The sequence below is a fragment of the Trichlorobacter sp. genome (genome assembly GCF_034008105.1).
Lineage (GTDB): Bacteria > Desulfobacterota > Desulfuromonadia > Geobacterales > Pseudopelobacteraceae > Trichlorobacter.
Genome location: NZ_JAVEPN010000019.1, coordinates 26,887 through 45,224, shown reverse-complemented (window position 1 = coordinate 45,224; position 18,338 = coordinate 26,887). Strand labels below are relative to the sequence as shown.

At 57.8% G+C, this 18,338-nt stretch carries 16 protein-coding genes; 3 read left to right on the top strand and 13 right to left on the bottom strand.

All coding sequences use genetic code 11. The features are described 5' to 3' along the window. Window positions 1-200 precede the first annotated feature (200 nt). Window positions 201-1,178, top strand: coding sequence for a methyltransferase (locus RBQ93_RS11285; protein WP_320372221.1), 978 nt, complete (start codon window positions 201-203; stop codon window positions 1,176-1,178). Window positions 1,179-1,252: 74 nt separating this feature from the next. On the opposite strand, the gene RBQ93_RS11280 is transcribed toward RBQ93_RS11285, so the two are convergent. The 11 genes from RBQ93_RS11280 to serA form a co-directional block, all read right to left on the bottom strand. After that, window positions 1,253-1,462: a DUF1858 domain-containing protein gene (locus RBQ93_RS11280; RefSeq protein ID WP_320372220.1), complete on the bottom strand. Its 210-nt coding sequence runs from the start codon at window positions 1,460-1,462 to the stop codon at window positions 1,253-1,255. A 15-nt stretch (window positions 1,463-1,477) separates the two neighbouring features. Then, window positions 1,478-1,951, bottom strand: coding sequence for a transcription elongation factor GreA (greA, locus tag RBQ93_RS11275; protein ID WP_320372219.1), 474 nt, complete (start codon window positions 1,949-1,951; stop codon window positions 1,478-1,480). Window positions 1,952-1,966: 15 nt separating this feature from the next. Then, window positions 1,967-5,203, bottom strand: a complete 3,237-nt coding sequence (gene carB, locus RBQ93_RS11270) for a carbamoyl-phosphate synthase large subunit (protein ID WP_320372218.1) — start codon at window positions 5,201-5,203, stop codon at window positions 1,967-1,969. 17 nt (window positions 5,204-5,220) lie between these two features. Beyond that, window positions 5,221-8,421, bottom strand: coding sequence for a carbamoyl-phosphate synthase large subunit (gene carB / locus RBQ93_RS11265; protein ID WP_320372217.1), 3,201 nt, complete (start codon window positions 8,419-8,421; stop codon window positions 5,221-5,223). Window positions 8,422-8,498: 77 nt separating this feature from the next. Further along, window positions 8,499-8,828 (bottom strand): DMT family protein, encoded by a 330-nt coding sequence (locus RBQ93_RS11260; RefSeq protein WP_320372216.1) that lies wholly within the window; start codon window positions 8,826-8,828, stop codon window positions 8,499-8,501. After that, window positions 8,825-9,754 carry a radical SAM protein gene (locus tag RBQ93_RS11255; RefSeq protein WP_320372215.1) on the bottom strand — a complete coding sequence of 310 codons (930 nt, stop codon included), beginning with the start codon at window positions 9,752-9,754 and terminating at the stop codon, window positions 8,825-8,827. Before RBQ93_RS11255 ends, RBQ93_RS11260 begins: the two co-directional genes overlap by 4 nt. After that, a complete protein-coding gene (gene carA, locus RBQ93_RS11250) occupies window positions 9,754-10,887 on the bottom strand; it encodes a glutamine-hydrolyzing carbamoyl-phosphate synthase small subunit (RefSeq protein WP_320372214.1) in 1,134 nt (377 codons plus the stop codon). The genes RBQ93_RS11255 and carA overlap by 1 nt, the downstream gene beginning before the upstream one ends. A gap of 20 nt (window positions 10,888-10,907) precedes the next feature. After that, on the bottom strand, window positions 10,908-12,185 hold the full coding sequence (locus RBQ93_RS11245) for a dihydroorotase (protein WP_320372213.1): 1,278 nt from the start codon (window positions 12,183-12,185) through the stop codon (window positions 10,908-10,910). A gap of 90 nt (window positions 12,186-12,275) precedes the next feature. Beyond that, the gene (locus RBQ93_RS11240) at window positions 12,276-13,211 is read right to left on the bottom strand and encodes an aspartate carbamoyltransferase catalytic subunit (RefSeq protein WP_320372212.1); all 936 of its coding nucleotides are present in this window, start codon (window positions 13,209-13,211) and stop codon (window positions 12,276-12,278) included. Window positions 13,212-13,229: 18 nt separating this feature from the next. Further along, window positions 13,230-13,772 carry a bifunctional pyr operon transcriptional regulator/uracil phosphoribosyltransferase PyrR gene (gene pyrR / locus RBQ93_RS11235; protein ID WP_320372211.1) on the bottom strand — a complete coding sequence of 181 codons (543 nt, stop codon included), beginning with the start codon at window positions 13,770-13,772 and terminating at the stop codon, window positions 13,230-13,232. 191 nt (window positions 13,773-13,963) lie between these two features. Next, on the bottom strand, window positions 13,964-15,574 hold the full coding sequence (gene serA / locus RBQ93_RS11230; RefSeq protein ID WP_320372210.1) for a phosphoglycerate dehydrogenase: 1,611 nt from the start codon (window positions 15,572-15,574) through the stop codon (window positions 13,964-13,966). Between the two features lie 103 nt (window positions 15,575-15,677). On the opposite strand from serA, the gene RBQ93_RS11225 reads away from it, so the two are divergent. Continuing rightward, the gene (locus RBQ93_RS11225) at window positions 15,678-16,157 is read left to right on the top strand and encodes a tRNA (cytidine(34)-2'-O)-methyltransferase (protein WP_320372209.1); all 480 of its coding nucleotides are present in this window, start codon (window positions 15,678-15,680) and stop codon (window positions 16,155-16,157) included. A 67-nt stretch (window positions 16,158-16,224) separates the two neighbouring features. Here the strand turns inward: RBQ93_RS11225 and RBQ93_RS11220 are convergent, their stop codons facing one another. Both RBQ93_RS11220 and RBQ93_RS11215 read right to left on the bottom strand, forming a co-directional pair. After that, window positions 16,225-16,521 carry a hypothetical protein gene (locus RBQ93_RS11220; protein WP_320372208.1) on the bottom strand — a complete coding sequence of 99 codons (297 nt, stop codon included), beginning with the start codon at window positions 16,519-16,521 and terminating at the stop codon, window positions 16,225-16,227. Continuing rightward, window positions 16,511-16,780: an AbrB/MazE/SpoVT family DNA-binding domain-containing protein gene (locus RBQ93_RS11215; RefSeq protein WP_320372207.1), complete on the bottom strand. Its 270-nt coding sequence runs from the start codon at window positions 16,778-16,780 to the stop codon at window positions 16,511-16,513. The genes RBQ93_RS11220 and RBQ93_RS11215 overlap by 11 nt, the downstream gene beginning before the upstream one ends. Before the next feature lie 327 nt (window positions 16,781-17,107). On the opposite strand from RBQ93_RS11215, the gene RBQ93_RS11210 reads away from it, so the two are divergent. After that, on the top strand, window positions 17,108-18,301 hold the full coding sequence (locus tag RBQ93_RS11210; RefSeq protein ID WP_320372206.1) for an NADase-type glycan-binding domain-containing protein: 1,194 nt from the start codon (window positions 17,108-17,110) through the stop codon (window positions 18,299-18,301). The last annotated feature ends 37 nt before the right edge of the window (window positions 18,302-18,338 follow it).

The window sequence follows — 18,338 nt, the reverse complement described above, 5'->3', positions numbered from 1 at the left end:
CAGCCAAGGCGCGGGCACGAGGATATCGCAACCCCAAGAATCTGATTACCATGGCCTACATCATTGCAGGCAAGCTCAGATTCAACTCGCTATACCCTCAACCCACTTGAAACGACGAGGAACCTTGACAAACAGCCCCGCCATCAGCTACTGACAGACCAGAGCGCAGCGCAGCAGCTTTCTACCTGGGAGGACAGCATATGCCGAAAGAACATCACGAGGCCGTAGGATTACGGATGCTTTGGGGAGGGTTCTGGAGCTCCCGCATCATCATCAGCGCCAATAATCTTGGCATCTTTGATCAGCTGACAGAACCGCGTGATGCCTGCACCGTGGCACGGGCAATCAAGGCCGACCCGCGGGCCACCGAGGTGCTGCTGGACGCCCTGACCGCACTGCGACTGGTAAAAAAGCAGCATGAACGCTACAGCAATGCGCCCTTAAGCGCCAAATTCCTGGTTAGCGGCACACCGCACTATCAGGGCGACATCCTCAGGCATGCCGACAACCTCTGGCAGAGCTGGTCACAACTGGACAACGTGGTCAAGACCGGCAAACCGGTCAGCAAAGTGGCCTTTGATCATAACGCCTTCATCATGGGGATGCATAACATCGCCAGCCTGATCGCACCGGATGTCATCAAGGCGATCAACGTACAGGGGGTTGAAAAGGCCCTTGACCTGGGAGGCGGTCCCGGCACCTACGCCATGGAGATGCGACGTCAGGGGGCGGCCAGCGTCACCCACTTTGACCTGCCGAATACCACAACAATCGCCAAAAAGATGGTCAAACAGGCCGGCCTGGACGACATCGCCTTCAAATCAGGGGACATCCTGCAGGATCAGCTGGGCGAAGGCTATGACCTGATCCTGCTCAGCCAGCTGATTCACGCCTTTTCAACGGAACAGACCCTGACAGCCTTTCAGAAGGTCTGCCACGCCTTGCAGCCCGGTGGCCGGATCGTGGTGCAGGAGTTTCCGCTCAACCCCTCCCGCACCTCGCCAACCCAGGGGGCGCTGTTCAGCGTTAACATGCTGGTCAACACCCCTGGCGGCCACTGCTATACCCCCCAGGAGATCCGCAGCCTGCTGAGGCAGGCCGGTTTTGTGCGGCCAACAAGCAGCATGGTGGCCGGTAACAGTCTGACCATCGCCCATCGACCGCTTAGCCGGCGTTAATGCAGTACACCTAAAAAGCAAAGGCCCCCAAGGAGTTATCCCTGGGGGCCTTTGTGATTGTTCGACCGTTGCAGCTACTTGATGGCGGCGTTCAGATCGGCTAGCAACTGCTCCGGGTCGAGACCGTGGTTGATGGCACCCAGTTCGATCGGTTCACTCTGGGCCCCCATGCAGCTGGCGCAGGCCAGATTGTATTTCTTGAGCACCTTGGCGGTCTCAGGATGGCTTTTCAGCATCTCCAGAAAGATGGTGTCTTTTGTGATTTTAGCTGTTTTCTTTGCCATGGTTCATCCCCTGCTTTAATACTTGATCTCGATAATCTCATATTCCTTGGTGCCGGACGGCACCGTTACCTTGACGGAATCATCCAGCTTGTGGCCGATCAAGGCCTTGCCCACCGGCGAGGTGCAGGAGATCTTGCCCTGCTTGATATCAGCCTCGTCTTCACCCACGATCTTGTAGGTGATCTCCTCCTCGGTGGCGGTGTCATAGAGGGTGATGGTGGCGCCAAACACCACCTTGTCAGGCTTTAAGCCGGTCAGATCGACCACATGGGCCCGGGCCAGCTTGCCCTGCAGTTCGAGGATGCGCCCCTCGATAAAGCCCTGACGATTCTTGGCAGCATCATATTCGGCGTTTTCCGAGAGATCACCATGACTGCGCGCCTCGGCAATATCCTGGATAACCTTGGGTCGCTCCTCGCGAATCAGACGCTTAAGCTCCTCCTGCAACGCCTCGTAGCTCTCTTTGGTTAACGGAATGGTATTCGACATCGTTTGCAGCAACTCCTAATATAAATAATCCTGCAGTGGCTTGACCTGCAGTTCCTGCTCCTTGAGCGCCTTGATCGCATCCACTGCGGCGTTGGCGCCGGCGGTGGTGGTGTAATAGGCGATCCCATGCATCAATGATTCACGCCGGATCGAGAAGGAATCGGCCACGGCCTGGGCGCCCTGGGTGGTATTGATCACCAGTTGCACCTCGCCGTTCTTGATGGCGTCAACGATGTGCGGCCGTCCTTCCTTGACCTTGTTGACCCGTTTGACCGGTATCCCTTTTTCTTCCAGAAAAACAGCAGTGCCTGCCGTTGCCAGCAGGCCGAAGCCAGCCTTATACAGCTTTTCTGCCGCGTTTACAACATGTTTCTTGTCGCTGTCCCGGATACTGATGAAGGCGTTGCCGGCCATCGGCAGCTTGACCCCTGCCCCCATCTGGGATTTGGCAAAGGCCTCGGCAAAGCTGTCACCGATCCCCATCACCTCGCCGGTGGACTTCATCTCCGGCCCCAGCAGGGTATCCACACCGGGGAATTTGACGAACGGGAAGACCGCCTCCTTGACCGAAAAATAGTCCGGCACGATATCGCCCGACACACCAAGCTCAGCCAGGCTCTTGCCGGCCATGACCCGGGCCGCGATCTTGGCCAGAGGGCGGCCGGTGGCCTTGGAGACGAACGGCGCCGTGCGCGAAGCCCGCGGGTTGACCTCCAGCACGTAGATAGTGTTGTCCTTAACCGCATACTGCACGTTCATCAACCCCTTGACGTTCAGCTCCAGCGCCATCACCTCGGTCTGGCGGTGGATCTCGGCGATCAGCTCAGGCCCCAGCGAGTACGGCGGCAACGAGCAAGCCGAATCACCGGAGTGGATGCCGGCCTCCTCGATATGCTCCATGATGCCGCCGATCACCACCTGGCTGCCGTCGCACAGGGCGTCCACGTCCACCTCAATGGCGGCATCCAGAAACTTGTCCACCAGGATCGGGTGCTCCGGCGAGGCCTGTACGGCAGTGGTCATGTAGCGCGTAAGGTTCTCGTCGTCATAGACGATCTCCATGGCCCGGCCACCCAACACATAGGAGGGGCGTACCACCACCGGATAGCCGATCCGGTTGGCAACTACCAGCGCCTCTTCAGTGGAACGGGCCGTGCCGTTGGCCGGCTGCAGCAGCTTCAGCTTGTGCAGCATCTCCTGGAACCGCTCCCGGTCCTCGGCGCGGTCGATGGCATCCGGGGTGGTGCCGATGATCGGTACCCCGGCCTGTTCCAGGGCCACCGCCAGCTTGAGCGGAGTCTGACCACCAAACTGGACGATAACTCCATAGGGCTTTTCTTTAGCCACGATCTCCAGCACATCCTCCAGAGTCAGCGGCTCGAAGTAGAGCCGGTCGGAGGTGTCGTAGTCGGTGGAAACCGTCTCCGGGTTGCAGTTGACCATGATGGTCTCATAGCCGTCCTCTGCCAGGGCGAAGACGCCATGTACGCAGCAGTAGTCGAACTCGATCCCCTGACCGATCCGGTTGGGGCCACCGCCCAGAATGATGATCTTCTTGCGATCACTGACCTCGGCCTCGCACTCCTGCTCGTAGGTGGAGTAGAGGTAGGGGGTGTGAGCCACAAACTCTGCTGCGCAGGTATCCACCCGTTTGTAGACCGGGCGGATATTCAGTTTCCACCGCAGCTGCCGCACCGCATCTTCGGTGGTCTTCCAGAGCTTGGCCAGCATCTTGTCGGAGAAGCCGTACTGCTTGGCCTCGAATAGCTGCTCGGCCGTAATGGTCTCCGGTTTATTCCGCTTCAGCTCCTCTTCCTTCTCCAGGATCTGACGGATGCAGTGCACAAACCAGGGGTCAAAGGCGGTATGCCGAAAGACCTCCTCCACACTCATGCCACTGCGCAGGGCATCGCCCAGATACCAGACCCGCTCTGCATTGGGGGTCTTCAGCTTTTCCAGCAGCAGCCCCTGTTCCTTCTCGGTTAGGCTGCGACGGGTCTCTTCGGCCAGATCGAACAGCTTGGAATCCAGGCCACAGACGCCGATCTCCAGTGAACGCAGCGCCTTCTGGAACGACTCCTTGAAGGTGCGGCCGATGGCCATCACCTCCCCCACCGACTTCATCTGGGTGGTCAGGGTGGCATCGGCGGCCGGGAACTTCTCAAAGGTAAAGCGCGGGATCTTGGTCACCACGTAATCGATGGTCGGCTCGAAGCAGGCCGGGGTCTCGCGGGTGATGTCGTTGGTGATCTCGTCCAGGGTGTAGCCCACGGCCAGCTTGGCCGCGATCTTGGCAATCGGAAAACCGGTAGCCTTGGAGGCCAGCGCAGAACTCCTTGAAACCCGCGGGTTCATCTCGATCACCGCCAGACGGCCATCGCGGGGGTTGATGCCGAACTGGATGTTGGAGCCGCCGGTATCGACACCGATCTCGCGGATGATCTTCAGGGAGGCATCCCGCAGCAGCTGATATTCCTTGTCGGTCAGGGTCTGGGCCGGGGCCACGGTGATCGAATCGCCGGTGTGGACTCCCATCGGGTCGAAGTTTTCGATGGAGCAGATGATCACCACGTTGTCGGCGGTGTCACGCATCACCTCCAGCTCGTACTCCTTCCAGCCGATGATCGATTCATCCACCAGAATTTCATCGGTGGGCGAGGCCTCGATGCCGGCCATGGCCATCCGCTCGTACTCCTCCAGGTTGTAGGCGATACCGCCGCCGGTGCCCCCCAGGGTGAAGGAAGGCCGGATAATGGCCGGGAAACCAACCTGTTTGATGATCTCCAGCGCCTCTTCCCGGTTATGGGCCAGACCGGAACGGGGCATCTCCAGACCGATCTTCTCCATGGCCTGCTTGAACAGGGTCCGGTCCTCGGCCTTCTTGATGGCCGGCAGCTTGGCGCCGATCAGTTCCACCCCGAACTTATCCAGTATCCCCATCTCGGCCACCGCCACCGCCGTGTTGAGGGCGGTCTGGCCGCCCAAGGTCGGCAGCACCGCATCGGGTCGCTCTTTTTCGATGATCTTGGCCAGAATCTCCGGCGTGACCGGCTCGATGTAGGTGCGGTCGGCAAAGTCCGGGTCGGTCATGATGGTGGCCGGGTTGCTGTTCAACAGCACCACCTCGAACCCTTCCTCCTTCAGCGCCTTACAGGCCTGGGTGCCGGAGTAGTCGAATTCGCAGGCCTGGCCGATCACGATCGGCCCTGCGCCAATGATCAGAATTTTTTTAATGTCGGTTCGTTTCGGCATCTACCTTCAGCTCCTTTTTACGCCAGCGAGGCGTGGTACTCCTGCAGGCTGCGGATCGCTTCCTGACCGCTCTTGCGGGCAGCGATCCCCTCGGCAGCGGCTACGGCGGCCGCCATGGTGGTGATATACGGAATCTTGTGCTTGATGGCTGCCTTGCGGATATAGGAGTCATCATGGATGCTGCTCTTGCCCGCAGGGGTGTTGATCACCAGTTGCACCTCTTTGTTGGTGATGACATCACCAACATTAGGGCGCCCTTCATACAGTTTCAGCACCGGCTTGGCAGTAATGCCATGCTGCTGCAGATAGGCAGCCGTACCCTGGGTGGCCAGCAGCGAGAAGCCCAGCTCTGCAAAGCGTTGCGCCACTGCCGGCAGCTGTCCACGATCCCGCTCGGCCACGGTGATCAGCACCGCCCCATCCAGTGGCAACAGGCCACCGGTGGCTTCCTGGGATTTGTAGAAGGCCATGCCGTAGCTCTGCGCCATCCCCAGCACCTCGCCGGTGGAACGCATCTCCGGGCCCAGCACCGGGTCAACCTCGGGAAACATATTGAACGGGAAGACCGCCTCCTTGACCCCGAAGTGCGGCAGCTGCTTACGCACCAGTCCCATCTCTTTCAGTTTGGCCCCCAGCATCACCTGCACCGCGATGCGCGGCATCGGGATATTGCAGACCTTGGAGACCAGTGGCACCGTGCGGCTGGCCCGGGGGTTGGCCTCCAGGATGTAGACCTTGTCGTCGGCAATGGCGTACTGGATGTTCATCAAGCCCACCACCCCCATCTCCACCGCGATGCGGCGGGTGTATTCGTCAATGGTATCGATATGTTTCTGCGGAATGTTGACCGGCGGGATCACGCAGGCCGAATCGCCCGAGTGGACCCCGGCCATCTCGATATGCTCCATCACCGCAGGCACAAAGGCGTCAACGCCGTCGCTGATGGCATCGGCCTCGGCCTCGATGGCGTTCTCAAGGAAACGGTCGATCAGGATCGGCCGCTCCGGGGTCACATCCACCGCCTTGGCCAGATACTCCCGCAGCATCTCCTCGTCGTAAACCACCTCCATGGCCCGGCCACCCAGGACATAGGAAGGGCGCACGATGATCGGATAGCCAATCCGCTCGGCAATCACAATGGCGTCTTCCAGCTTGCTGGCCATGCCCGATTCGGGCTGAGGGATACCAAGCTTGCGCATCATGGCGTTGAACTGCTCGCGATCCTCGGCCAGATCGATGGTATCGGGTTGGGTACCGATAATCCTGACGCCGGCCTCCTGCAGCTGACGGGCGATGTTGAGCGGCGTCTGGCCGCCGAACTGTACCAGCACCCCTTCAGGCTGCTCCTTCGCGTAGATCGACAGCACATCCTCTACGGTCAACGGCTCAAAGTAGAGCTTGTCTGAGGTGTCGTAGTCGGTGGAGACCGTCTCCGGGTTGCAGTTGACCATGATGGTTTCAAAACCGGCATCCTTGAGGGCAAAGGCGGTGTGTACGCAGCAGTAGTCGAACTCGATCCCCTGGCCGATCCGGTTGGGGCCGCCTCCCAGCACCATGACCTTCTTGCGCTGCGATACCGCCACGCTGTCCGGCGCGTTGTAGGTGGAGAAGTAGTAGGCCGCATCCTCCACACCACTGACCGGCACCGGCTCCCACGCTTCCAGCATATTGAGGGTGATACGCCGCTCACGGATCTGCTCCTCTGGGACATGGAGCAGTTGCGCCAGGTAACGGTCAGCAAAACCGTCCTTTTTAGCCTGTATCAGCAGCTCGTTCGGCAGCTGTCCCCATTGGTGGGCCAGAATCTTTTCCTCAAGCGCCACCAGTTCCTGCATCTGCTGCAGGAACCAGGCCTTGATATGGGTGCGTTGGTGGAGCTGCTCGACGCTGGCCCCCTTGCGCAGGGCCTCATAGATGATGAACTGCCGCTCACTGGTGGCCTCGGCCAGCAGTTCCATCAGCTCGGGCAGGCTGCGCTTGTTAAAATCCTTGGCAAAACCCAGGCCATAGCGGCCGTTCTCAAGGGAACGGATCGCCTTGTGCAGCGCCTCCTTGTAGTTCTTGCCGATGCTCATCACCTCGCCCACGGCCCGCATCTGGGTGCCCAGCCTGTCCTCAACACCCTTGAACTTCTCAAAGGCCCAGCGGGCGAATTTGACCACCACGTAGTCGCCGGAGGGGGTGTACTTCTCCAGACTGCCGTCACGCCAGTAGGGGATCTCGTCCAGGGTCAGGCCGGCGGCCAACATGGCCGAGACCAGGGCGATCGGGAAGCCGGTGGCCTTGGAGGCCAGGGCCGAGGAGCGTGAGGTGCGCGGGTTGATCTCGATCACCACCACCCGGCCGGTTGTGGGATCGTGGGCGAACTGCACGTTGGTGCCGCCAATCACCTCGATGGCGTCGACGATCTTGTAGGCGTCGCGCTGCAGGCGGTCCTGCAGTTCCTGAGTAATGGTCAGCATCGGGGCGGTGCAGAAGGAATCGCCGGTATGCACCCCCACGGCATCTACGTTCTCGATAAAGCAGACCGTAATCTTCTGGTTCTTGGCGTCCCGCACCACTTCCAGTTCCAGCTCTTCCCAGCCCAGGATCGACTCCTCAACCAGCACCTGCCTGATCGGGCTGACCGACAGACCGCGGTTGACGATGGTCTCGAACTCTTCCATATTATAGGCAAAGCCGCCGCCGGTGCCGCCCATGGTGTAGGCCGGCCGAATTACCACCGGGAAACCGATGATCTCCAGCACCGCCTTGGCCTCATCCAGGGTATGGGCAATGTCGCTGCGGGCCATCTCGATGCCCAGGCTATCCATGGTCTGCTTGAAGGTCTCACGATCCTCACCGCGCTTGATCGCATCAAGATTGACACCGATTACCTTGACTCCGTACTTTTCCAACACACCGGCCTCGGCCAGGGCGCTGGACAGGTTGAGACCGGTCTGGCCGCCCAGGTTGGGCAGCAGCGCATCGGGCCGCTCCTTTTCGATAATCCGGGTCAGGGTTGGTACATTCAGTGGTTCGATGTAGGTCACATCGGCCGTGCCGGGGTCGGTCATGATGGTGGCCGGGTTGGAGTTGACCAGCACGATCTGGTAGCCCAGCTTGCGCAGCGCCTTGCAGGCCTGCGTGCCGGAGTAGTCAAATTCACAGGCCTGGCCGATGATGATCGGGCCGGAACCGATGATCAGTACCTTGTGGATGTCGTTTCTTTTTGGCATGAACAACTCCTTGTAAAAATTCGAAATGTGATTGTTTCGTCAAGGTCAAGGCTGAGATTGGCGAAAGAGCACATTTCTCAGCGAAAGATAAAGTACACTGCGCCGGCCAGACAACAACCAGCCCAAAGATAATCAAGCTTGAGCGGCGCTCCCATATAGAATACCGCAAAGGGTACAAACACGGTCAGGGTGATCACCTCCTGGGTGATCTTGAGTTGGGCCAGTGAATAGGAGCCGTGGTAGCCGATCCGGTTGGCCGGCACCTGCACCAGGTACTCAAAAAAGGCGATGCCCCAGGAGACAAAGACCGCAATCAGCCAGTGCCGGTTGCTCAGGTTCTTCAGGTGGGCGTACCAGGCAAAGGTCATGAAGATGTTGGAGATGATCAACAGAACTACCGTTCTCATACAGATCCCCGCTCCTCATCCAGCTCCTGCACCCAGCCGTTCTCCAATCCTGCATCTTCCAGGGCTGACACGGCGGCATCATACTCTTGGTGGGTCAGACCACGGTCGATTCCGCACATGGCTGCTGCCCGATGGGCCGGGAAATACTGACTCATCAGGGCGATGTGCGTCTCCTGCCCAAGGTGTTTGGCAATCCAGGGCAAGGTCACTGCCGAGCCGGCCCTGCCCTGCGGCAGCACCAGATGGCGAACAATTAACCCCCGAGTGGCAATACCGTGGTCATCGGTCTGCAGAGGACCGACCTGGCGCAGCATCTCCTGCACCGCCAGCCGGTTGATCGCCGTGTACCCAGGCGCGTCGGACAGTTCTTTGGCCTGCAGGTCGTCGCTGTATTTCATGTCCGGCAGGTAGAGACTCACGACACCATCCAGCAGTTGCAGGGCATCCATCGTCTCGTAACCGCTTGAATTCCAGACTACCGGCAGCTTGAACCCCTGCGGTATGGCCAGCCAGAGCGCTGCCAAGAACTGGGGCAGCCAGTGGCTGGGGGTCACCAGATTCAGGTTGTGGGCGCCCCGCTTTTGCAACTGCAGTATCCGGCGAGCCAGTTCCCAAGTACTCATCGTCTCGCCCGTGTTCTGCTGGCTGATCGGGAAATTCTGGCAGAAGACGCAACTCAAAGTACAGCCGGAAAAGAAGATCGTGCCGGAACCTTTGCTGCCGCTGATCGGCGGTTCTTCACCACGATGCAGGTTGGCCGAGGCGATGCGCGGTTTAAAACCGCTACGACACCTGCCCTGTTCGCCCCTGATCCGGTTCACCCCGCAGCGGTGCGGGCAGAGGTCACAGGCCGCCAACCGTCGGTAGCCTTCCTTAACCCGCTGCAGCAGCTCTCCTGATTGATACAGGGCGTGGTACGGCTGCATCAGTGCTGCTTATGTTTTTCCATCATTGCCACGAAGCGCGAAAACAAGTAATGCGAATCATGGGGCCCCGGCGAGGCCTCGGGGTGATGCTGCACCGAGAAGATCGGCAGCGTGCAGTGGCTGATCCCCTCCACGGTCTGATCGTTCAGGTTCTCATGCCCCAGACAGGCGGCATCCCCCAACGAATCCAGGTCCACCGCAAAGCCGTGGTTCTGGGAGGTGATCTCAACCTTGCGGGTGGCCATGTCCATCACCGGCAGGTTAGAGCCGTGGTTGCCGAAGGGCAGCTTGACCGTCTTGCCCCCCAGGGCCAGGCCCAGCAGCTGGTGCCCCAGGCAGATGCCGAAGATCGGCTTCTTGCCCACAAACTGCTTGATGATCTCGATGGACTCAGTCAACGGCTCCGGATCGCCGGGGCCGTTCGAGAGGAAGATACCGTCCGGGTTCAGGGCCAGGGCCTCATCGGCCGGGAAGGTGGCTGGCACCACGGTCACGTCGCAGCCGGCATCCACCAGACAACGCAGGATGTTGTACTTGATGCCGAAATCGTAGGCCACCACCTTGTAGTTCAGGCTGGCGGGATCAACCTGGGGATAGCCCGTCCCCAACTGCCAGAGCCCTTCGGTCCAGTGATACGGCTTGTCCACCGACACGCCGGAGGCCAGATCCAAGCCGGCCATGCTGGGCACCGCCCTGGCCTTGGCCACCAACGAGGAGTGGTCAAAGTCAACCGTTGAGATGATCCCGTTCTGGGCGCCGTGGTCCCGCAGGTGACGGGTCAGGGCCCGGGTATCAAGACCGTGAATACCCACCACGTTGTTTTCCTTCAGGTAGGCATCCAGAGACATGGTGCTGCGGAAGTTGGAGGGGAAGTCCAGGTATTCCCGCACGATCAAGCCGGACAGGAACAGGCCGCGGCTCTCGATATCCTCAGGGTTGATGCCGGTGTTGCCGATCTGGGTGTAGGTCATGGTGACCATCTGCCCCTTGTAGGAGGGGTCGGTCAAGACCTCCTGATAACCGGTCATGGCGGTATTGAACACCACCTCGCCGGTCACTTCACCGCCGGCCCCGAATGATCTGCCCTCAAAGATGCGCCCGTCTGCCAGCGCAAGGATCGCTTTCGTACTCATTGCTGCTCCTAACTGAGATTCTATCTACCGCTGAAAACAACCTTACCGGCCACCACAGTTGCTGCGGCTGCGCCGGTCATGCGCTCCCCCAGCCAGGGGGAGTTCTTAGACTTGCTGGCCAACTGATCAGCCTCAACGGTCCACGCCTTGTCCGGGTCGATCACGGTGATGTCGGCCACACTGCCTGCCTTGAAGGTTCCACGATCAACTCCAAGTATCTTTGATGGGTTGCAACTCATTTTCTCCACCAACTGTTGCAAGCTTATCGCCCCTTCCCGCACCAATCCGAGGGAGAGTGGTAAAGAAGTTTCAAGGCCGATGATGCCGTTCATGGCCTCATTGAATTCCAGATCCTTCTCGTCCAGGTGGTGTGGCGCGTGGTCAGTGGCGATGCAGTCGATCGTACCGTCTTTCAGGCCCTGTTTGATGGCCGCCACGTCGGCCGCCTCCCGCAGAGGCGGGTTCATCTTGGCGTTGGTGTTGTAGCCCCGCACCGCGTCGTCGGTCAGGGTGAAGTAGTGAGGGGCGGTCTCGCAGGTCACTTTCACGCCACGGGCCTTGGCCTCACGGATGATCCGTACCGAGCCGGCGGTGGAGACATGGGCGATATGCACCGGAGCGCCCACGTACTCGGCCAGCATGATCTCACGAGCGGTGGCGATATCCTCGGCCACCCGGGGAATCCCCTTCAGCCCCAGCTCGGTGGCGGTGAAGCCCTCGTTCATTACCCCCTCACCCACCAGTTCCAGCTCTTCGGCGTGGGAGATCACCAGGATACCCATACCGTTGGCGTACTCCAGGGCACGACGCATCAGTTCGCTGTTCTTGACCGGCTTGCCGTCGTCCGAGACCGCCACACAACCGGCCTCTTTCAGTTCACCCATCTCGGCCAGCCGGTCGCCATGCATGGCCTGGGTAATGGTGCCCACCGGGAAGACATTGCAGAAGCCTTCGGTTTTTGCCTTGTTGATGATGTAGCTGGCCACGGCCTTGTTATCGATGGCCGGCTTGGTGTTGGGCATACAGGCCACTGAGGTGAAGCCGCCCGCCACCGCCGCCCTGGTGCCGGAGACGATGTCCTCCTTGTACTCCAGACCCGGGTCCCGCAGGTGGACGTGCATATCGATCAGGCCCGGCACCACATACCTGCCGCTGGCGTCGATGGTCTCCGCCCCGGCCGGTGCTGCCAGCCCCTTGCCAATCTCCTTGACCCTGCCGTTTTCCACCACGACATCCAGGGTATCGTCAATACCCTGTGAAGGATCAATCACCCTGCCGCCTTTGATCAGAAGATTCATATGTTCACCTCGCAAAAGATAGGTTTTCGTTCACCTTGTTCACAGGTTCAGGTTTAGTTTGAGCTCAACCTAAACCTCAGCCTTAACCTGTTACTCCAGTTCGCCACCACACACATGGTAGAGCATCGCCATCCTGACCGCCACCCCGTTTTCCACCTGCTTCAGCACGTGGGACTGGCCGCCGTCAGCCACGTAGGAGGAGAGTTCCACCCCGCGATTGATCGGACCGGGGTGCATCACCATGGCATCCGGCTTGGCCCATTTCAGGTTTTCAGGATTCAGGCCGAAGTAGCGCGAGTATTCACGGGCATTGGGCATCAGGGTCTTGCCCTGGCGTTCCTGCTGGATGCGCAGCATGATTACCACGTCGGCGTCAGCAATAGCCTCCTTCATGGTGCCGCAGACGGTGACATTACCCAAGCGCTCAACGCCAGGGGGCATCATGGTAGGCGGACCGGCCAGGTAAATCGAGGAGCCCATCTTGGTCAGGCCCTGGATGTCGGAACGGGCCACCCGGCTGTGGGTGATATCGCCCACAATGGCCACCTTGAGGCCATCCAGCCGGCCAAAACGGTCCTTGATGGTCAGCATGTCCAAAAGCCCCTGGGAGGGATGTTCATGGGCGCCATCACCGGCGTTGATGATGGAACAGCCCACCTTCTTGGACAGGTAGTAGTGGGAGCCGGAGACGGCATGGCGCATCACGATGATGTCCGGCTTCATGGCCAGCAGGTTCAGGGCCGTGTCGGAGAGGGTCTCCCCCTTGGTGGCCGAGCTGTTGGAGGGGGCGATGTTGACGGTGTCGGCCGAAAGCCGCTTACCGGCGATCTCGAAGGAGGTACGGGTACGGGTGGACGATTCATAGAACAGGTTGATGATGGTCTTGCCCCGCAGGGTCGGTACCTTCTTGATGGACCGGCTGTTGACCTCACGCATGCTCTCCGCCGTGGAGATGAGCAGTTCGATCTCGTCCTTGTTCAGATCCCTGAGCGCGATGATGTCCTTATGCTTGAACTCGGTGGCCACGTTGGTCTCCCCCCTGGGTTATTTTTCCAGCACCACTTCAACCGGCTGCTGCTTGTCGTCAAACAGCACTTCCACATTTTCTTTCTGGCTGGTGGGCACGTTACGTCCCACAAAGTCTGCCCGGATCGGCAGTTCGCGGTGGCCCCGGTCGATCAGCACCGCCAGCTGAATCAGCTGCGGCCGACCGTAATCCATCAGGGCGTCCATGGCGGCCCGGATGGTGCGGCCGGTGTACAGCACATCGTCCACCAGCACCACTCGCTTCCCCTCCAGGGAAAAGGTGATGTCGGTCTTGCCCACCGATTTATGGGGCGCCTGGCTCTTGAAATCGTCCCGGTACAGGGTGATGTCCACCGAGCCCACCGGCACCCGCTCCCCCTCGATAAGCTCCATACAGTTGGATATCTCGCGGGCCAGATGGGCGCCGCCGGACTGAATACCGATCAGCACCACGTTCGAGAGCCCCTTGTTTTTTTCCAGGATCTCGTGGGAGATGCGGGTCATTGCCCGCCGGATACCGCTGTTGTCCAGGATTACGGTCTTGGTCGTATCACCTGCCATTGCTGTCCTCCTTGGAGATAAAAAAAGGGTCTTTCCGCGCGTGCACGGAAAGACCCTTCCTGATATCTGGCTGGTTATCGTACACCTTTGTTAACCTCACGGGGTTAGTTTAAAAGGCCGGTTATGTGAAACGTTGCGGTACTCTAGCACCCCCCGCCCGGACGGTCAAGGGGAAGAAAGATTAAAATCCGTTACCGTTTTTCTGATTTGAGGGCCGGCATATGGATCGGCCGGATAAAACTGGCATCGGTGGCCTGGCGGATCTCTTCAATCACCTCCGTGGGCACGGCTGAATCAAGTGACAGGATCACCATCGCCTCGCCCCGCTTCTCACTGCGGCCCAGGTTCATGGCGGCGATGTTGATGTCACGCTGGCCCATGATGGTGCCAAGCTTGCCGATCATGCCGGGCCGGTCGGCGTAGTGCAGCAGCAGCATATGCTCTTCCGGGGTGAAGTCCATGGCGTAGTCACGCAGCCGGACGATACGCGGCGCACCTTCGAACAGGGTGCCGGCGATGGTGCGGCGCTTGCCGTCACCTTCGGCAATCAGGGTAATCAGATTGGAGAAGGCGTCGGCCGAGGTGGTCTTGGTCTCCTCCACCACAATCCCCATCTGGTCGGCGATCAGGCTGGCGTTGACCATATTTACCTCCTGGTCCACCACCCGGTCCAGCAGGGCCGCCAGACCGCAGACCGTCAACGGCGAGCAATCGTAATGGGCGATGTTGCCGGCATAGCTGAAGGTCAGCTTGCTGGGGTGGCTGTCCAAGAGTTGGATGCCGAAATCGGCCATCACGTTCATCAGGTTCAGGAACGGGCGCATCTGGTCCATCAGGGCCATATCAAAACGAGGGATATTGACCGCATTCTCCAGCGGTTTTTCGTCCAGATAGTTGAGGATCTCCTTGGAGACATCCACCGCCACGTTGATCTGGGCCTCCTGGGTATTGGCACCCAGGTGAGGGGTCACGGTCATCTTGGGATGGGCGATCAGCGCCTTCAAGGTGTCGCTAGTGGGGGGTTCCTGGCTCCAGACATCTACCCCGGCGATGGATATCTTGTTGCTGTTCAGGGCATCCAACAGGGCCGGCTCGTCGATGATGCCACCCCGGGCCACGTTCATCACGATCACGCCGTCCTTCATCATGGCCAGTTCGCGGGCACCAATCATCCCCTTGGTTTCGTCGGTCAGCGGGGTATGGACGGTGATGATGTCGCAGTTTTTGTAGATCTCGTCGTGGGAGACCAGCTTGACCCCCAGGTCGTGGGCCCGTTTGACGGCGATGTAGGGGTCACAGGCCAGCACCTCGCATTCAAAGGCCTTGAGACGGGTGGCCACCCGGCCGCCCACCTTGCCCAGACCGATCACGCCGGCCACCTTGCCCTTCAGCTCTACCCCGGTAAAGGGGGCCCGCTTCCATTCGCCGCTCTTCAGCGAGGCGTTGGCCACGGTCACGTTGCGGCAGGCCGCCATCAACAGGGCCATGGTATGCTCAGCCGCGCTGTTGGTATTGCCAAAGGGGGCATTGACCACGATCACCCCTTTGGAGCTGGCGTAGTCCAGGTCGACGTTGTCGATCCCCACTCCAGCCCTGGCCACCATCTTGAGGCGCTTACCGGCATCCAGCAGGTCCTTGTCCACCGTGGTGCCACTACGGGTGATGATGACATCGTATTCGCCGATGATGGCGAGCAGTTCTTCCTTTTTCAGCCCCAGCCTGACGTCCATGGTCACACGGGGGTCCTGCTGTAAGAGTGCCAGCCCTTCGGCGGCAACTTCGTCGGTTACGATAACTTTCATGGAATCTACCTCATCTGGTGGGGATATTCAGGAAACTGCATCCTAGCCCTGTAGAAGAAAAAATGCAAGCCGACCAAAACAGTCTTGTGGTATACACAGCTGCATGACTACCTCACAACCACTTTTCAACATTGTGCTGATCGAACCGGAGATCCCGCCCAACACCGGCAACGTGGCCAGGCTGTGCGCCGCCACCGGCGCCTGCCTGCATCTGGTGGGCAAGCTGGGCTTTTCCATCGATGACCGCCAACTGAAGCGGGCTGGGCTGGATTACTGGGACAAGGTGCAGGTGCGGCAGTGGCATTCGCTGGAAGAGTTGCAGGCCACCTTTCCCGATGGCCGCTTCTGGTTCTTAAGCACCAAGGTGGCCCGCAACTGTTATGAGCAGGACCTCTACCAACCGGGTGACTTCCTGGTATTCGGCAAAGAGACCGCCGGCCTGCCGGCCGAACTGCTGGCCGCCAATCAGGAGCGCTGCCTGACCATCCCGATGCCGGGTCAGGTGCGCAGCCTGAACCTCTCCAATGCCGTGGCGGTGGTGCTGTACGAGGCACTGCGCCAGACCGGACAACTGCACGATTGAACGTTACAATCGTACCGATCTTTGACAACCGCATGCCCCCAAGCATGAGCCGTGGAGCGGAGGCGAATCACTTTCTGTATGCCTTGTCATGCTGCGTATGCAGGCTTACAAGGACTATGGTGGGACCGGTAAGCAGGCAGATAATCGCCCTGGCACTGCCGGTAATGCGGATAGAGTAAAGTTGCTGATCTGTTATCGGTTCTACCATGCCGTGCAATTTCTCAAAATTCAGGCCTGGATGGTTCCACAGTTGAGGTAAATCCAGAGATTGCAGCAGTTGTAACGCCTTAGCCGCAGCCTTACGGACAGGCAACTCAGCTGCCATCACCGCTTCATCAAAAGCAGGCCGGATCTCAATGTTCATCAGCCCACCTTTTGGCTATTGTTTCAGCCTGTTTCGCCGTTGTGACTTCAACAGAAGCCCGCGGATCTGCCAGAGAACTGCTTACAGACTGCTTTGCTTCAGCCGTCCAGGCCCACAATTGGTGTTTGGGGATCGGCTCTACAGGAATCAGCATAATTCTGCCATCATCAAGAACTTCAAGATCAATGGCATCCCCAGGTTTAATGCCAACTATGGGGGGAAGTGTAATGCGTCGTCTGGCATCTGTTTGTAGTAGCATGTATAGTTCCTCCTTAATTCATTAGTATCACAGGCGCAATCTCGGGGCAATACCCATTAACCCACGTGGCACATAAATACGACCATCAGAACCGTCTGGCGGCTGCTCAGACCACAAAAACCAGGGCAAAAGCCGAAACTTAAACACATATACTGTCCCAAGAATACCGAGGGGTCTTTTCTCAATGATAACAGCATTTTCAAGCTGCTGTTCCTGGCCCTGAAGAACATTTCGTTTAAATGGACACTCTATAAAATGACCGAAAACCATTTACACAAAATCATTCACAGGACCCAAGGAATTCTCGAAATAAAGCAAGGAGCGTGCATGTATTTCCCATCAAACTCGAGACTAACTGGAAAAACACTGCTAATTATCCTATTGTTTGTTTATTGTATGCTCTATACGGTCAGTTCTGGTGTTGCCGATACTGCAAGCATTACTGGTGCTACTGGCGGACAAATACGTATTAATAACAATTCATATGTTCGAATGGTTGACGAGAGTATAAATATTACTATTCATAAAGATTTTATAGAGTTTGACATAAACTATAGTTTTAAAAATATTTCAGACAAACCATTACAAGTTGAAATGGGTTTTCCTGAACAACCTGGTGAATTTACACAAACACTTTACAATTTTTTTGCAAGTTCTGACAATAATCCGATAAAAGTAAAATTTGTTTCGGTTGATGCTAACAAGTTAGATACAACAAAGGGGTTACTGAACTGGTATACATATACGGTTCAGTTCAAACCAAATCAACTGAGAAAGATTAGCAATCGTTACTGGGTTTATGCTACAGAATATCGGGGATTAAGAAGTTTTTCCTACATTATGCGAACAGGGGCAAGCTGGAAAGGAACTATCGGAAAGATTCAGATTACTGCAAAACTTGATGAGGGCCTTGTATATGCCGGCAAAAGACTTGCTCGTTCCGGGATTGTCATAGAACCTGACGGATTCAGCATGGATTCATCAGGAAAAACGCTTGCCTGGACCTTTACGGACCTGAAACCAGACGCCGCACATGATGTGCAGATATTTTATGAGCTGGAAGGGCTGCCATTTATGGCCATGACTGATCAGGCATCTTCAGTACTTAGAAGCAAAGGTATCCCTCCAATTCTTTATGATGCTGAATATGCTTTTGATGGAGATCCCTCGACTGCCTGGGGTCCGAATGATACAAAAAAAGGCATTGGTGAATGGATTCGGATTGTTTTTTCTGACGAGACGCCACGGGTTATAAAAACACTAGGCGTGCTACCGGGAAGGGCTCCTGATTTCCGCTTCATGCAATGTAGCAGAATACGTAAGGCTCACCTGCTTTTCCCTGATGGTACCAAACAATACCTTGTTTTTCAGGATATACCGATCATCCAGCACCATGCAATCAAGCCGGTAAAAACCAGTTCTATCAAGCTTGTCATTGATGAAATAGCACCGGGATTATGGCCGGAACAATGCGGCAGTAAAACGCCTTTTATATCTGAAATAAAGTTATTGACAGAATAATTGCTCACATTGATTACAACTGATTGATTGTCATTGA

Coding starts and splice junctions, on each gene's coding strand:
- RBQ93_RS11210 (WP_320372206.1), top strand. CDS start 17,108: ATGTATTTCCCATCAAACTCGAGACTAACTGGAAAAACACTGCTAATT.
- RBQ93_RS11220 (WP_320372208.1), bottom strand. CDS start 16,521: ATGAACATTGAGATCCGGCCTGCTTTTGATGAAGCGGTGATGGCAGCT.
- RBQ93_RS11285 (WP_320372221.1), top strand. CDS start 201: ATGCCGAAAGAACATCACGAGGCCGTAGGATTACGGATGCTTTGGGGA.
- carB (WP_320372217.1), bottom strand. CDS start 8,421: ATGCCAAAAAGAAACGACATCCACAAGGTACTGATCATCGGTTCCGGC.
- pyrR (WP_320372211.1), bottom strand. CDS start 13,772: ATGGCAGGTGATACGACCAAGACCGTAATCCTGGACAACAGCGGTATC.
- carB (WP_320372218.1), bottom strand. CDS start 5,203: ATGCCGAAACGAACCGACATTAAAAAAATTCTGATCATTGGCGCAGGG.
- RBQ93_RS11255 (WP_320372215.1), bottom strand. CDS start 9,754: ATGCAGCCGTACCACGCCCTGTATCAATCAGGAGAGCTGCTGCAGCGG.
- RBQ93_RS11225 (WP_320372209.1), top strand. CDS start 15,678: ATGACTACCTCACAACCACTTTTCAACATTGTGCTGATCGAACCGGAG.
- RBQ93_RS11215 (WP_320372207.1), bottom strand. CDS start 16,780: ATGCTACTACAAACAGATGCCAGACGACGCATTACACTTCCCCCCATA.
- RBQ93_RS11245 (WP_320372213.1), bottom strand. CDS start 12,185: ATGAATCTTCTGATCAAAGGCGGCAGGGTGATTGATCCTTCACAGGGT.
- RBQ93_RS11260 (WP_320372216.1), bottom strand. CDS start 8,828: ATGAGAACGGTAGTTCTGTTGATCATCTCCAACATCTTCATGACCTTT.
- serA (WP_320372210.1), bottom strand. CDS start 15,574: ATGAAAGTTATCGTAACCGACGAAGTTGCCGCCGAAGGGCTGGCACTC.
- greA (WP_320372219.1), bottom strand. CDS start 1,951: ATGTCGAATACCATTCCGTTAACCAAAGAGAGCTACGAGGCGTTGCAG.
- RBQ93_RS11280 (WP_320372220.1), bottom strand. CDS start 1,462: ATGGCAAAGAAAACAGCTAAAATCACAAAAGACACCATCTTTCTGGAG.
- carA (WP_320372214.1), bottom strand. CDS start 10,887: ATGAGTACGAAAGCGATCCTTGCGCTGGCAGACGGGCGCATCTTTGAG.